Below are 14,449 nucleotides of genomic sequence, written 5' to 3'. Positions count from 1 at the left end.
AAAAGTGGTCCCGATTTTTGGGACAACGACATGCATAAAAACAAAAAGTTGACCGGGGGTCAGGCCCCGGCCAGCAAGCTTGCATTGCCGCCCGCGGCGGTGGTGTCGACGCAGACCGCCCGTTCATGCGCATAAGCCGCCGGGTTGAGCACCTCCGTGACCAGCGGCACGATCGGGCCGGAGCGGTCGGCGATGACCTTGCGCACGATGCGCGCGGCCTCGGACGTGCCTGAAAAAGCGACGACGTCGACGCGTAGCGCGCGCGCCTCGACCGGATCCGGCCGGCCGTCGATGGCGGCCAGCGGCAGGCCCTTGCCGGTCAACGCGGAAAGGGCTGCCGGTGCACCCGGCGCAACGGCCAGCACGGCATTGCCGGCGGCGAGCGCCTGGATCGTCTGCGCCAGCAGCGTATCGCCGTCAGGACCGAGGCACAGCACCCGTCCGCGTGGCGACAGCGACAGCGTGTTGGCCTCGCCGGTCGGCCCGGGCAGGTCGATCTGGCCGAAATCGATGCCGGCGGCGGCACCAATGGCCGCGGCACCCTTGCCGCGCAGATGCTTCCTCAGAATGGCGATCCGGTCGGGCCGCGTCGACCAGCCGCCAAGTGCGGGATCGGGCAGATTGTCGGCAAGTTCGGTCGCCGTGACCTTATGGCCATCCTGCACATGGGTGCCAGCCTCCGGCCCCTTGCGGAAGCGCCTGAGATAGTGCGGGCCGCCGGCCTTCGGGCCGGTGCCTGAAAGCCCCTCGCCGCCAAACGGCTGCGAACCGACGACGGCGCCGATCTGGTTGCGGTTGACATAGATGTTGCCGGCATGGATGCCGTCGACGAAATGCTGGACGCGGCCCTCGATCCGGGTGTGCAGCCCGAAGGTCAGGCCGTAGCCCTTGCGGTTGATGGCGGCGATGACCGCGTCGATCTCGTCGGCGTCGAAACTGGCGACATGCAGCACCGGCCCGAACACCTCGCGCTCCATGTCCTCGATACCCTTGACGCGGAAGACGTGGGGCGCGACGAAGCGACCTTCCTTCGGCGCTTCGAGCTTGGCGATCAGCCGGCCCTGCAGGCCCATTTTCGTGCAGTACTCGCGGATCGAGTTCTGTGCCTCGTCGTCGATGACCGGGCCGACATCGGTCGAAATCCGCCAGGGATCGCCGACATTGAGCGCCTCCATGGCGCCCTTCAGCATCTCCAGCATCTTCTTCTCGACATCCTTCTGCACATAGAGCACGCGCAGCGCCGAGCAGCGCTGGCCGGCACTCTGGAAGGCCGAGGCGAGGATGTCGCGCACCGCCTGTTCGGGCAGCGCGGTGGAATCGACGATCATGGCATTAAGGCCGCCGGTCTCCGCGATCAGCATGGCGTCGGGCGCGGCCGTCTCGGCCAATTGCTTCTCGATCAGCTTGGCAACCTCGGTCGAGCCGGTGAAGCATACGCCGGCAATGCGCGGGTCAGCGGTCAGCGGGCCACCGACCGACGGGCCGTCGCCGGGCAGAAGCTGGATGACGTCTTCCGGCACACCAGCCTCGCGCAGCAGTTCGACAGCACGGAAAGCGATCAGCGGCGTCTGCTCGGCCGGCTTGGCGATAACCGAATTGCCGGTGACAAGTGCTGCCGCGATCTGGCCGGTGAAGATGGCGAGCGGGAAGTTCCACGGTGAAATGCAGACGATGGCGCCCCGCGCTTGCGTGCCCGCCTCCGCATTGACCGCCTCGGTGACGTAGTAGCGCAGGAAGTCGACGGCCTCACGCACTTCGGCGACGCCGTCGGCCAGCGATTTGCCGGCCTCGCGGGTGGCGAGTGCAAAGAACTCGACCGCATTCGCCTCATAGAGATCGGCGGCACGATTGAGGATGGCAGCGCGCTCGGCAACGGGACGTTTTGCCCAGGCCGGCTGCGCTTCCACCGCAAAGCGCACGGCGGTCGCGACTTGCTTTGCGGCGGCTTCGCTGACCGTGCCGACCACTTCGGAAGGCTTTGCCGGGTTGACGATCGGACGCTGCTTGCCGTAGCCGGCGGCCCGCGTGATCGGCTTGGCATGCCAGCGATCCGGCCCGGCGAAGGCCGCCCTGGCCTTGTCGATCGCCGCCAGCGTCACCGTGTCGGTGATGTCGAATCCTTTCGAATTGCGACGCCCGGCTCCAAAGATCTGGGAAGGCCGGGCAATCGCCGGATTGGCGGCCGGACCCTGGCTCTCGACCGTTTCGAGCGGATCGCGCGCAATGTCCTCCGGCTCGACGTCATCGTCGGTCAGTTGGTGTACGAAGGAGGAATTGGCGCCGTTCTCCAGCAGCCGGCGGACCAGATAGGCCAGCAGATCGGAATGCGCACCGACCGGTGCATAGATGCGGCAGCGCGTGCCTTCGTACCGGCGCACCGTCTCGTGCAGCGCCTCGCCCATGCCGTGCAGGCGCTGGAACTCGAAGGAATCGCGATTGTCCGCCATCGCCAAGATGGCGGCGACGGTGTGGGCATTGTGGGTGGCGAATTGCGGATAGATGCGGTCGGTCATCGATAGCAGCTTTTTCGCGCAAGCCATGTAGGAAACGTCGGTGTTGGTCTTGCGGGTGAAGACGGGATAGCCTGACAGTCCGAGCGTCTGCGCGCGCTTGATCTCGGTGTCCCAATAGGCACCCTTGACCAGCCGCACCATGATGTTGCGGTCGTATTTCCTGGCCAGCGCATAGAGCCAATCGATGGCGAAGGCCGCGCGTGGCCCATACGCTTGCACCACCACGCCAAAGCCGTTCCAACCGGCGAGCTCCGGCTCGGCCAGCACCCGCTCGATGACGTCGAGCGACAGATCGAGGCGGTCGGCCTCCTCGGCATCGATGTTGAGGCCCATGCGCGAATGGCGCGCGGCCAGCGCCAGCGACAAGAGCCGGTCTGCCATGACAGGCAGCATCTCGTCCTTCTGCGCCACCTCGTAGCGCGGATGCAGCGCCGAAAGCTTGACCGAGATGCCGTGGTTCTGCCTGATGTCAGGACCGTTGGAGCCGGAATCGAGCGACGAAACCGCGTCGGCATAGGCCTTATGATAGCGCAAGGCGTCGGCCTCGGTGCGGGCTGCCTCGCCCAGCATGTCGAAGGAATAGAGATAGCCCTTCTGCGTCATCGGCCGGCCGCGCTTGACGGCTTCCGTGATGGTGCGGCCGAGCACGAACTGCTCGCCCATCTCGCGCATGGCGGCGGCCACCGCCTTGCGGATCACCGGCTCGCCCAATCGCCGCACCATCGAGCGCAGCGTGCCCTCGATGCCGCCCTCGCCCTCATCGAGGACGCGGCCGGTTAGCATCAGCGCCCAGGTCGAGGCGTTGACGAAGATGGAGCTCGAACCGCCCGAATGCGCCGACCAGTCGTGCGGCGCGATCTTGTCGGCGATGAGGTCGTCCATCGTCTCGGTGTCAGGCACACGCAAGAGCGCCTCGGCCAGGCACATCAGCGCCACGCCTTCCTTGGTGGAGAGACCATAGGCCGAGAGGAAGACTTCCATCAGCCGAGGATCCGACGAACCGCGCACCGCCCGCACCAGATCGGCGGCGCGGGCCGAGATCGCCTTGCGGTCTTTCACTGAAAGGCCCGTCGTCTCGGCCAGTCGCTTCACGGCCTCGTCTTCGTCGGGCAGGTAGTTGGCGCGGATCTGCTGGCGGATGGCATCAAGCGCTGGCATGGCGGTCCCGTGGATCGAGCAAAGGGGATCGGGCCGGCGGTCACCGGACCGAATGGCGCAAGCTAGCACAGGTGTGAATTTTCAGTCGGTCCGAAGAAATCGACATTGCAGGTCATTCGATTTATCCTGGCAGCTCAGACTTGACATATGGACTGCATTTTCGATGATTGAAGACCAATTGGACCGCATTGACAGGAACATCCTGTCGGCGCTGGCAAGCGATGGCCGGCTTTCCATGTCAGAACTGGCGGCAAAGGTCGGCCTGTCAAAGACTCCAGTGCAGGCGCGCGTGAAGCGGCTTGAGAAGGACGGCTACATCAGGGGTTATCAGGCGATCATCGACCGCGAGCGCATGGGCGAAGGCCATGTCGCTTTCGTCCAGGTGAAATTGTCCGACACCCGATCCGCCGCGCTCGATGCCTTCAACCGATCCGTACAGGCCGTGCCGGAGATCGAGCAGTGCCACATGATGGCGTCGAGCTTCGACTATTTGCTGAAGGTGCGCACCCGGGATATCGCCGCCTACCGCCGCGTCCTGGGCGAGCGCATCTCGGCCCTGCCCCATGTCGCCCAGACCTCGACCTTCGTGGCAATGGAGACGGTCAAGGATCGGTAGAGCGTAGGGATGGCTGAAGCCTCCCCAACTTCGTCATCCTAGGGCGAAGCAGGAGCGAAGCTCCGTCGCGGAGACCCTGGGATCCATGCCGCGACCTCGGCCGAAGAATGCAGCGGAGCAGAATTCCGCACCGCAGCAGCGCTTCCGAGTCCCGGCATGGATCCTGGGGTCTGCGCCGCGTCGCTTCGCTCCTTACTACGCCCCAGGATGACGAAGCGATGGATGTTTGCGCCAATCGCCGAAGCATGCGGTCCGTGCTTAAGGAATTAGGCGCTCAGCGGTCGCCCCACGACTTTGGCTTCCTGTTTCTCGCACCGAGCCTTGATCGAAGCCTCTGCGATTGCGAATTCCTCTTCCAATGCCTCATATTGGGCAGCGAATTTTGAATCCTTGAACCATTCCTTGGCGGCTTCCTCGACGGGAATCATACTCCGGCTCATAGAACCTCCTTTGCTCGCTTCAGCACCAACTCGCCTCGCTTCGCTCAACTATTCCTATCGCCGGCAACCTCACTCCGCCAGCGTCTTCAAAAACGCCACCAGCGCCGCACGCTCTCGGTCTGAAAGCTCCAGCGGGTGAACTTCTGACACCCCCTCAACGCTGGGCGCGGCCTTCGCATAGTGCGCCACCACCTCGTCGAGCGACGAAAACTGCCCGGCATGCATATAGGGCGGCCTTGTTGCCGCTCCGCGCAGCGATGGCGTCTTGTAGGCGCGAACGAGTTCGGGCGCATCCTTGACCATGAAGCGCAACTCGCCGCAGGCGCTGGCGTCGCCATCGCGATAGGCGCCGAAGCAGTTGAACGGGTCTGCCTCGACTTGGTGCACGGCATCGATACGGCCGCGATCCGGCGGCAGGCCCGCAACGGATGGCACGCCGGTGTTGTGGAAGCTGTTGTCGGTGAAGCGCGAGCCGTTGTGACAGGTCACGCAATTGGCCTTGCCGATGAACAGTTTAAGCCCAAGGATTTCTTGTTTGGAAAAGACAGCATCGCCCTTCGGCTCGGCACCGGTGGCGAGGTCCAGCGCAAAGCGGTCGAAGCGCGTTGGCGCCGGCGCGATCGAGCGTTCGAAGGCGGCAATCGCCTTGCCTAGATTGGCAAAGACGCCGTTGATAGCGTCACGCTGCGGGCCGCTCATGGCATTCCAGGCCGCCCTCTCGACATCGTTTCCAAGCGGGCTGGCATCCAACGGCATGCCGGAAAAATCAGGCAGCGGCCCGAAGATGCGCTCATAGCGTTCGCCGAAGCGCGCCTTGATGTAATGCGCGTAGGCGGTGCGGTTTCCCGCCTGCTCCAGCGGGTTTTCGAGCGGCGTCAGCGCTTGCGCCCACAGGCTGTCGCGGCGGCCATCCCAGAAGAACCAGGGATCGCGCGCGACGCCGGCCAGTGGCATGGTGCGCCGGCTGGTACGGCCGACCCCGACCGCCTGCGGCAGGTCGTCCTGGAACTGGCGGTCGATCTTGTGGCATGTCGAACAGGATACCGACCCGTCACCGCTCATGCCCTGGTCGAAGAACAGCGTCGAGCCGAGTGCGGCAGCCGCCGGCACGTCGGCAAAACGATTGGTGGTGTCGGGCTTGAGCGCCGGCAGCGACGACAGCGCCAGCGAGGCGATGGTCGTCTTTTCGGCGTCGGAAAAATCCGGCTTCGTGCAACCGGCAAGGACAACGGCCACCATCAGCGCCAGAAAACGCGAACGCCGCCTCATGTCCTGCTCACAGCACCACGTTGAAGAGCACCGTGTCGGAGCCGGCGGTGGCCGAGATGGCGAAATGCAACTGCCACCAGCCGCTCATGGTGAATTTCACTCCTTCGATTCGATAACGCCCGTCGCCGAGATAGTCGGTCGCCTGCGGGCTGGTCGGCAGGCCGTGACTGTGCAGTGGCATACCGCCCGAAATCGCGATCGCGGCACCTTCCACCGGAACTCCTGCCTTTGTCTTCAAGGTCAGCAGCCAGGATTGCAGTTCGCCCTGCCGTACGACACCCCGCTCCGGCGCGAAGCTGGCCACGAACAGCGCGTTGGCGGTGTTCTTCGTCCGCGAGACATCCGGGCCGGCAGGCAGCGACGACCGCGGCGCCGTCAGGAAGACGACCGCGAGAATGCCGACCAGCAAGGCAGCCAGACCAAGACCCGCCAGAAGATAACGCCATATCGATGCCAAACCGGTTCCTCTTCCGCAGACAACGCTCTGCCGGACGGATCGCATCCCGCCAGCCTGTGGGAAAACGCTGTGACGGAAAAAACCCTGCTTGCCAAGCATGGCGCTGCCGGTGGCAAAAAGCTACAGCACCGGGATCACTGGAGGATTGTAGATGGCGGGAAACGGCGTCGCCTCGATCGGCGAATGCATGCTCGAACTGTCGGGCCAGACGGGACCGAACTGGCGCATGGGCTTTGCCGGCGACACGTTCAACACGCTGTGGGCGCTGCACGCGCTGAGCACCGAGCGGCCGGCAACCTATGTCTCGGCCTTCGGCGACGATCCGTTCTCGCAAGGGCAGATCGATTTCTTCGCTGAAAACGGCATTGGCATCGGCTCCAGCCCGCTCATAGCGGGCGCGCGGCCCGGCCTCTATGCCATCACGCTGACGGGAGCCGAACGTTCCTTCACCTATTGGCGTGGCGACGCCGCCGCGCGGCAGCTTGCCTCGGACCCGGCCGCATTATCGAAAAACTTGGAAAATCAGTCACTTGTCTATTTTTCCGGAATCACTTTGGCAATTCTGGACGAAGCCGCGCGCGCTGCCTTGCTGGCCGCAGTCGCCAAGGCGCGCTCGGCTGGTTCACTTATCGCCTTCGACCCCAACTACCGGCCGCGGCTCTGGCGTGAGCGCGAGGAGGCGCAGGCAGCGATCGTCGAAGCCCTTGCCGTCACTGATATCGCATTACCAACCTTTCCCGACGAGCAGATGCTGTTTGAGGATGCAACGCCGCAAGTGACCGCTAAACGGATCGGGAAATTGGTTGGCGAGGTCGTCGTCAAGAATGGCGAAGCGCCGGCGCTGATCGCCAAAGGAGGAACGCTGCGCGACGTGCCGGCGATCCATGTCGCGGCTCCAGCCGATACGACGGGCGCCGGCGATTCCTTCAACGGCGGCTATCTTGCGGCTCGACTTGCCGGCCACGAACCGCTGGAAGCCGCACGTCGTGCCCATCGTGTCGCCGCCGCCGTGGTGCAGGTACGTGGCGCACTGGCGCCGTTCGAGACGCTGCGGGCGGCGTTCGAAGGCTAAGGTAGCCGGAATCTGTATTCCGTGACGTGGTGGTAGATCGCGCCCGGCCACAGCGTCGCCTGCGGGAAATAGGGCCGGTTCGGCGCATCCGGCCAAATCTGCGGCTCGAGGCACAAACCGCAAAAGGCCTTGTAGTTCCGCCCTTCCAGCCCGGTGCGCGGCGTCACATACTGACCGGTATAGAGCTGGACGCCGGGCTCAGTGGTCCAGACCTCCATCTCGACACCGGAACTGGCGCCTTGCGTCCACGCCGCCTGTTTGAGCGGCCCGCGTGTCGAAGCGAGGCAGAAATTCTGGTCGTAGGGCAGCTGTTCGCCCTCGGTCTCCATGCGCAACGGCCGCGCCTGGCGGAAATCGAACGGCGTGCCGTCAACCGGCTTGACCACCCCGGTCGGGATCATGTCGCCATCGACCGGCAGATAGGCGCCGGCATTCAACATCATCCTGTGGTCGAGAATGTCTCCGGCGCCGCCATCGTCCAGGTTGAAGTAGGAATGCTGGGTGAGATTGCACAGCGTCGGCTCCTCACAGGTGGCTGTCAGCTCGACGCTAAGCGTGCCGGGGATCTTCAACCGGTAGGTGCAGGTGACATCAAGCGCGCCGGGAAAACCCATCGCGCCGTCGGGATCGTGCAGGGTCAGCGTGACGAAATCCCTGCCATGCAAGGAAACCGTCCACGGCCGGTGGGAGTAACCTTGCGAGCCGCCATGCAGCGTATGCTTGTCGAGAAAGTTTTGCTCGGTCTGGTAGCGGCTGCCGCCAATGGTGAAGCGGCCGTCGCGGATGCGGTTGGCGTAGCGGCCAACGACAGCACCGAAGAACGCCGTATCCGTCTCGTAGCCTTCCAGGCTGTCATAGCCGAGCACCAGCGGAGCATCGTGCCCGGTCAGGCGCAGATCCTGGATGATCGCGCCCAGACCGATGATGTTGGCTGTGATGCCGCCGCCCCTGATCGTGAAGCGACGCACCTGCTCGCCAGCCTGCGTCGTGCCGAAAACCTCGCCGTCCTTCATCGCCATGCCCGTAAATGCCAGTTGATCCAGAAGACTTCGGCTGGTTTTCCCACGAGAGATGGGCAGGCTATCGGCCTGCTCATCTCAGGGATAGCCTATCAGAGGCCGAGGCCGCCGATGCAGACATATTTGGTGTCGAGGTAGTCCTCGATGCCCTGATGTCCGCCTTCCTTGCCGAGACCCGATTCCTTGACGCCGCCGAATGGCGCCTCCGGCGTGGTGATGAGGCCTTCATTGACACCGACCATGCCGTATTTCAGCCCTTCCATGACGCGGAACGCGCGGCCGAGATCGCCGGTGTAGAAGTAGCAGGCGAGGCCGAATTCGGTGTCGTTGGCGAGGGCGACGGCTTCCTCTTCGGTCTCGAACTTGAACACCGGTGCGACCGGGCCAAAGATCTCTTCCTTCATGAAGCGCATCTTGGGCGTCGCATTGGCAATGACGGTCGGCTGGAAGAACGAACCGCCGAGCGCATGGCGCTTGCCGCCGGCGACGATCTTGCCGCCCTTGGATGTGGCGTCGGCGATCAGTTCCTCGACCTTTTCCACCGCCTTCTCGTCGATCAGCGGCCCCTGCTGCACGCCGTCCTCGAGGCCGGAGCCGACCTTCAGCCCGTTGCTGGCGGCAGCGAGCTTCTCGACGAACTTGTCATAGACACCAGCCTGGACAAGGAAGCGGTTGGTGCAGACGCAGGTCTGGCCGGAATTGCGGTACTTGGCGGTGATCGCACCGGCGACCGCACGCTCGAGGTCGGCGTCGTCGAAAACGATGAACGGCGCGTTGCCGCCGAGCTCCATCGATACCTTCTTGACGGTGACCGACGACTTCTGGATGAGAAGCTTGCCGACCTCGGTCGATCCGGTGAATGTGATCTTCGACACCAGCGGATTGGCGCAAATCTCGTCGCCGATCTCGCTGGCCGAACCGGTCAGGATGTTGACGACGCCCTTGGGGAAGCCGACTTCCTCGGCGAGCGCGCCCCAGGCGAGACCCGAATACGGCGTCTGCGACGCCGGCTTGACCACCGCGGTGCAGCCGGCGGCGAGCGCCGGGCCGAGTTTGCGAGCCAGCATCGAGGACGGGAAATTCCATGGCGTGATGGCGGCAATGACGCCGACCGGCTCCTTGGTCACCAGGATGCGGCGGTCCGCCCATGGTGAGGGCACGACATCGCCATAGGTGCGGCGGCCTTCCTCGGCGAACCACAGGATATAGGCGGCGGCGGAGCCAATCTCGCCCTTCGATTCGAACAGCGACTTGCCCTGCTCGATGGTCAGCAGTTCGGCCAGCACGTCCTGATTGTCCATCATCGCGTCATGCAGCTTGCGCAGCAGCTTCGAGCGCTCGAGCGCGGTGGTCTTGCGCCACGACTTGAAGGCGACGGCGGCGGCCTCGATGGCGCGGCGCGTCTCGGCCTTGCCCGACTTCGGCACGGTGCCGATCTTGAGACCGGTGGCCGGATTGTTGACGTCGACCGTCTGGCCGCTGTCGGCCTGCACCCACTCGCCGTTGATGAGATTGGCCTGCCGCATGAAATGGCTGGTTTTCTGAAGCATGGTCTATCCTCCGTTCAGCGCCCTGACGGGCCGGTCTGTGAAATCTTCGGTGAGCGTGCGCCATGGACTGAAGCCGGCACGCCGGAGCCACTGCTCTTTACCGAGGGCAAGGCCCGCAAGCAATCGCAAGATGGCATATAGGGGTTGGGCCACAGCGAGACGAGAGCAGGCGACGTGCTTACCCCGATGCCTTACCCGAAAACGTGCAAGACGACAGTCAGCCAGAAAGCCGTGGTGATGGCTGCACAGGCCGTTGCGATGGTCATCTGGTTCGACGCCAGCGCCTGGCCGGTGTTGAACTGAACGGCGATGAGATAAGAATTGATGCCGGATGGCAGCGCCGCAACCACCACCGCCACCTTGGCCGTCAACGGCGGCAACGCAAGCAGCCAGACGAAGGCGAGAACCAGTGCCGGCATCAGGAACAGCTTCAACGCCGAAAGCGCCAGCGCCGGGCGGACATTGCCTGATATGCCGAAGCGGCGCAGGCTGAGACCCATGGCAAACAGCGCCACCGGTCCTGCCGTGTCGGCCAGCCCATCGACCAGACGCATTGCAAGGTCGGGCAATGGCGCCCCGGTCATGCGCCAGGCAAGCCCGGCCAGAATGCCGATGATCAGCGGATTGAGAAACAGCCGTTTCAGAAAGCTTCTGACGACACGCAGGGGATGCACGTGCTCGCTACCGCTCCGGCCAAACATCTCGAAGAGCACGATGGAAGCCATCATCATGATCGGCAGATGCACGGAGACCAGCAGCGACAGCACTTCAAAGCCGCTCGGGCCGAATATGCCGAGAATAAAGGGAGCACCGAGCAGGACAACGTTGGAGTAGGCCGACGATACGCCGCCGACAACGCCGGCGCGTGCGTCGCGCCCGAACACCCGCGTGGTGACGAGATGGCCGGCGGCCCAGGTGATCGCCACGGCCGCGAAATAGGCGCCCCACAGCGACCAGGGCGCCACGCCGTGGAAATCGGCATTCACCATGGTCTGGAACAACAGCAGCGGCATCGCCACGCTGATCGCGAAATCGGCTATCCCCTCGCCGCTCGCTGGCTTCAAATAGCCGGTAAACCCGGCGAGATAGCCGAGCGCGACAAGGCTGAAGACGAAAAGGACGGTTTCGGTGAGCGGAGACATTTTTACCGTGACGGGCGAATTTCCCGTGATAGGCGAGCCACGACCGCGACGCAATCGCGCCTGAATTTGATCATCGTCGGCTGGCAGCGTTATAGAGGGTTTGGATCATCAGGGCGGACACGAACGACAAATGGCTTTTGTCGGACTCTCGAACCTTAGTCGTTTGTGGCGGGCATGGCTGACGGCTATCGTCGCCGCACTGCTTTGCCTTGCCGCGACCGCGCTTGCAGTTGCCGAGACGAAAAGCCTTAAGGGCGTGGCGCTGATCATCGGCCAGTCGAATTACCTGCACATCGCCGCCCTGCCCAACCCCGCCAACGACGCCCGCGACATGGCCAAGATGCTGACCGACCTTGGCTTCGACGCCCGCAGCGTCACCGACCGTGACGCCACCAAGCTGAAGCGCGACCTGGAGCGGTTCACCGAAGATGCCGACGGCGCCGATGTCGCCTTCATCTACTACTCCGGTCATGGCATCGAGGCCGGCGGCGAAAACTATCTGGTTCCGGTCGATGCCGACGTCCCGTCGCTGAGGGATGCCGGCACCAGCCTTGTGCCGATATCGGCCGTCATGGAGGCATTGAAAAAGACAGTGCCGGTGACGATCATGCTGCTCGACGCCTGCCGCACCAATCCATTCCCCGCGGATGCCATGGTACGGCGCTCACCGACCGCTTCCGCCTCGCCCATAGGCGCCGGCGGGTTGGAGCCGGTGCGCGGCGCCAAGGCGCTCGGCAATGCACCGGCGGCCGACGCGAGCCTGGGTACAGTGGTCGGCTTTGCCGCAGAACCGGGTCATCCTGCACTTGATGGCGCCGCCGGCGAAAACAGCCCTTACGCGTCCGCCCTGCTGCGCCACCTCGCGGCGATGAAGGGCACCGAATTCGGCTCGGTCATGCGCATGGTGACCGAGGAGGTCTATCTCGACACAAAAGCAAAACAGCGCCCCTGGGTCAACGAAAGCCTGCGCCGGCTGCTCTATTTCGGCGTCGCACCAGTGGAGCCGACCGGCGACGACGGGCTGATCACAGGCGAAAGGCGCCAGCTCCTTCTGACGATTTCCGACCTGCCCGACCCGAAACGGGCGCAGGTGGAACTGGCTTCGCTGCAGGAAGGCGTGCCGCTCGACGCGCTCTATGGCGTGCTGAAGGCGCTCGGCACGGAAAATATCCCCGAAGACCCGACCGACCTGCAAAAGGTGCTCGACGCCCAGGCCGAGCGCCTGAAGAAGATGATGTCCGAGCGCGCCGCTTTGCGCACCGACGATCCAGAGATCAAACGCCTCGTCGCCTCCGCCGACAAGGCGATCGGCCAGGGCGCCATCGTGACGGCGCGCAAATTCCTCGACGATGCGGTCGGCCGGGTCGAGCAGACCAGCGATGCAGTCGATGAGGCCGAGGATCTCGTCAAGCAGAAGCGCCTTGCCGACGCCGCGATCTATGCCAGGCGCGCCGATGCCTCGGGGCTGGTCTTCGACTACAAATCCGCCGCCGGCGACTACGCGAAGGCGTTTTCGCTGGCCGAAAAATGGGACGACAAGCTGCGCTGGAACTACAAGAACCAGGAAGCCGAGGCGTTGAACGCCTACGGCTACGCCACCGGCGACCTCGATGCGCTAAAGCACGCCATCGAAGCCTACCGCACCATCCTGAACTTCATCCCCAATGGCGAACAAAATCGCGACTGGGCGATCACCCGCAACAACATGGCGGTGGTGCTGCAGACCATCGGCGAGCGCGAGACGGAGACCGCGCGCCTTGGAGAGGCCGCACAGATCTTTCGCGCTTCCCTTGTCGTGTTCGAGCGCGAGAAGGACGATCTCAACTGGGCCGCCGCGCAGAACAATCTGGCCAATGTGCTCTTGAAGATCGGCGAACGCGAGAGCGACCCGAAGCGCCTGAACGAGGCGGTGGCGGCGATGCGCGCGACGCTCCAAAAACGCCCGCGCGAAAAAGTGCCGCTCGACTGGGCCGCTTCGCAGAACAATCTCGGCCTGGCGCTCTATGCGCTTTCCGAGCGCGAGGCCGCCGGCGAACATCTGGCGCAAGCCGAGGCCGCCTACCGGCTGGCACTTGAGGAATACACGCGCAAAAAGGCGCCGGTTGAATGGGCGATGGTCGAGAACAATCTCGGCAACACGCTGGTGTCGCTCGGCATTCAGCTCAACGACAAGGCGAAGCTGAACGAAGCGGCCGACACGTTCCGTGCCGCGCTGGAAGTGCGAACCCGTGAAACCTTCCCCGTCTCATGGGCGACCAGCAGGCTCAACCTCGGCAACGCGCTGAGCGGTGTCGCCCGCTTCGATATGGGCACCGGCGCGCTTGAAGAGGCCGCGGCCGCCTATGATGATGCACTGACGGTCTTTACCCGGCAGCGTTTCCCGATGGACTGGGCGTCGGCGCAGAACAATCTCGGTTCGATCTACCAGACGCTTGGCCAGCGCGCCCGCGACGCGGCCAAGCTGGAGCAGTCGGCGAGCGCCTTCCGGGCGACCCGGCAGGTCTATGTCAGACGGAAATTCCCTCGCGATTGGGCAATGAGCCACTACAATCTCGGCAACACGCTGCAGCTTCTGGGCGGCGTGACCGACAAGCCGGAACATTATGGTGAAGCCATTGCCGCCTACCGCGATGCGTTGCGCGAGTACAAGCGGGAGACGAATCCCCGCCAATGGGCGCTGGCCCAGGCCGGCCTCGGCTCGACGCTGCACTGGCTGAGCATGAGCAATGCCGACTCCAGGACCCTGCTTGAGTCCATAGCGGCCCGCCGGGCAGCCCTCGAAGTACTCACCGTCGACGCGGCACCGGTCGACTGGGCCAACGCCCAGAACGGCATCGGCATGAGCCTGCTCAACCTCGGAAATCTCGAACGCACCGGCAAATATCTCGGTGACGCTGAGGCCGCCTTCACGGCGACGCTGAAGGTATTCTCGAGGGAAGGCCTGCCCATGCAATGGGCCTTCGCGCAGAACAATCTCGGTGACGTCAGCTGGAACCGAGCCAGCTATGGCGGGGGCAAGGCCGAATATCAAAAGGCGATCGAATTCTTCGAGAACGCCAAGCAGGGCTTTACCGAAGCCGGCTACACGATCCCCATCCCGCTCACCGACCAGAAGATCGATCTGGTGAAGAAGCAGATGGCGAAGAAGTAGGTCTACGCATCCCGCCGACCGCGCCTTGTCTTTCGGCTGGCTTTACCGTCCCTATATGTCCC

General features: G+C 64.0%; 10 protein-coding genes. 3 read left to right on the top strand and 7 right to left on the bottom strand.

Features of this window, described 5'->3' with window-relative positions; genetic code table 11:
• Positions 1–59: 59 nt before the first annotated feature.
• On the bottom strand, positions 60–3,671 hold the full coding sequence (putA, locus tag EJ079_RS22675) for a bifunctional proline dehydrogenase/L-glutamate gamma-semialdehyde dehydrogenase PutA (protein WP_127810232.1): 3,612 nt from the start codon (positions 3,669–3,671) through the stop codon (positions 60–62).
• Between the two features lie 163 nt (positions 3,672–3,834).
• On the opposite strand from putA, the gene EJ079_RS22670 reads away from it, so the two are divergent.
• Positions 3,835–4,287, top strand: coding sequence for an Lrp/AsnC ligand binding domain-containing protein (locus EJ079_RS22670; protein ID WP_127270518.1), 453 nt, complete (start codon positions 3,835–3,837; stop codon positions 4,285–4,287).
• A gap of 266 nt (positions 4,288–4,553) precedes the next feature.
• On the opposite strand, the gene EJ079_RS22665 is transcribed toward EJ079_RS22670, so the two are convergent.
• The 3 genes from EJ079_RS22665 to EJ079_RS22655 all read right to left on the bottom strand — a co-directional run bounded on the left by EJ079_RS22665 (position 4,554) and on the right by EJ079_RS22655 (position 6,453).
• Positions 4,554–4,727 carry a hypothetical protein gene (locus EJ079_RS22665; protein WP_174800322.1) on the bottom strand — a complete coding sequence of 58 codons (174 nt, stop codon included), beginning with the start codon at positions 4,725–4,727 and terminating at the stop codon, positions 4,554–4,556.
• Positions 4,728–4,796: 69 nt separating this feature from the next.
• Positions 4,797–5,996 (bottom strand): cytochrome c peroxidase, encoded by a 1,200-nt coding sequence (locus tag EJ079_RS22660; protein ID WP_127810231.1) that lies wholly within the window; start codon positions 5,994–5,996, stop codon positions 4,797–4,799.
• Positions 5,997–6,003: 7 nt separating this feature from the next.
• Positions 6,004–6,453, bottom strand: coding sequence for a FixH family protein (locus tag EJ079_RS22655; protein ID WP_027039042.1), 450 nt, complete (start codon positions 6,451–6,453; stop codon positions 6,004–6,006).
• Between the two features lie 151 nt (positions 6,454–6,604).
• Here EJ079_RS22655 and EJ079_RS22650 point away from each other — a divergent pair, with 151 nt between their 5' ends.
• Positions 6,605–7,525, top strand: coding sequence for a sugar kinase (locus EJ079_RS22650; RefSeq protein WP_127810230.1), 921 nt, complete (start codon positions 6,605–6,607; stop codon positions 7,523–7,525).
• Here EJ079_RS22650 and EJ079_RS22645 read toward each other — a convergent pair.
• From EJ079_RS22645 to EJ079_RS22635, 3 genes are all read right to left on the bottom strand, one after another.
• Positions 7,522–8,544 (bottom strand): aldose epimerase family protein, encoded by a 1,023-nt coding sequence (locus EJ079_RS22645; protein WP_127810229.1) that lies wholly within the window; start codon positions 8,542–8,544, stop codon positions 7,522–7,524. The genes EJ079_RS22650 and EJ079_RS22645 overlap by 4 nt on opposite strands.
• A gap of 92 nt (positions 8,545–8,636) precedes the next feature.
• Positions 8,637–10,094: an NAD-dependent succinate-semialdehyde dehydrogenase gene (locus EJ079_RS22640; RefSeq protein ID WP_127267428.1), complete on the bottom strand. Its 1,458-nt coding sequence runs from the start codon at positions 10,092–10,094 to the stop codon at positions 8,637–8,639.
• Positions 10,095–10,285: 191 nt separating this feature from the next.
• The gene (locus EJ079_RS22635; protein ID WP_127810228.1) at positions 10,286–11,236 is read right to left on the bottom strand and encodes an AEC family transporter; all 951 of its coding nucleotides are present in this window, start codon (positions 11,234–11,236) and stop codon (positions 10,286–10,288) included.
• A 130-nt stretch (positions 11,237–11,366) separates the two neighbouring features.
• Between EJ079_RS22635 and EJ079_RS22630 the strand changes: the two genes are divergently transcribed.
• Positions 11,367–14,387 carry a caspase domain-containing protein gene (locus EJ079_RS22630; protein ID WP_127810227.1) on the top strand — a complete coding sequence of 1,007 codons (3,021 nt, stop codon included), beginning with the start codon at positions 11,367–11,369 and terminating at the stop codon, positions 14,385–14,387.
• The last annotated feature ends 62 nt before the right edge of the window (positions 14,388–14,449 follow it).

The organism is Mesorhizobium sp. M7A.F.Ce.TU.012.03.2.1 (genome assembly GCF_004006095.1).
GTDB lineage: Bacteria > Pseudomonadota > Alphaproteobacteria > Rhizobiales > Rhizobiaceae > Mesorhizobium.
The sequence above is the reverse complement of the archived record's forward strand: the minus strand, read 5'-3'. Positions and strand labels throughout refer to the sequence as shown.

Excerpts from the sequence above, each read along its gene's own strand:
- EJ079_RS22640 (WP_127267428.1), bottom strand. The coding sequence starts at position 10,094 with ATGCTTCAGAAAACCAGCCATTTCATGCGGCAGGCCAATCTCATCAAC.
- EJ079_RS22670 (WP_127270518.1), top strand. The coding sequence starts at position 3,835 with ATGATTGAAGACCAATTGGACCGCATTGACAGGAACATCCTGTCGGCG.
- EJ079_RS22635 (WP_127810228.1), bottom strand. The coding sequence starts at position 11,236 with ATGTCTCCGCTCACCGAAACCGTCCTTTTCGTCTTCAGCCTTGTCGCG.
- EJ079_RS22660 (WP_127810231.1), bottom strand. The coding sequence starts at position 5,996 with ATGAGGCGGCGTTCGCGTTTTCTGGCGCTGATGGTGGCCGTTGTCCTT.
- EJ079_RS22645 (WP_127810229.1), bottom strand. The coding sequence starts at position 8,544 with ATGGCGATGAAGGACGGCGAGGTTTTCGGCACGACGCAGGCTGGCGAG.
- EJ079_RS22630 (WP_127810227.1), top strand. The coding sequence starts at position 11,367 with ATGGCTTTTGTCGGACTCTCGAACCTTAGTCGTTTGTGGCGGGCATGG.
- EJ079_RS22650 (WP_127810230.1), top strand. The coding sequence starts at position 6,605 with ATGGCGGGAAACGGCGTCGCCTCGATCGGCGAATGCATGCTCGAACTG.
- EJ079_RS22665 (WP_174800322.1), bottom strand. The coding sequence starts at position 4,727 with ATGAGCCGGAGTATGATTCCCGTCGAGGAAGCCGCCAAGGAATGGTTC.
- putA (WP_127810232.1), bottom strand. The coding sequence starts at position 3,671 with ATGCCAGCGCTTGATGCCATCCGCCAGCAGATCCGCGCCAACTACCTG.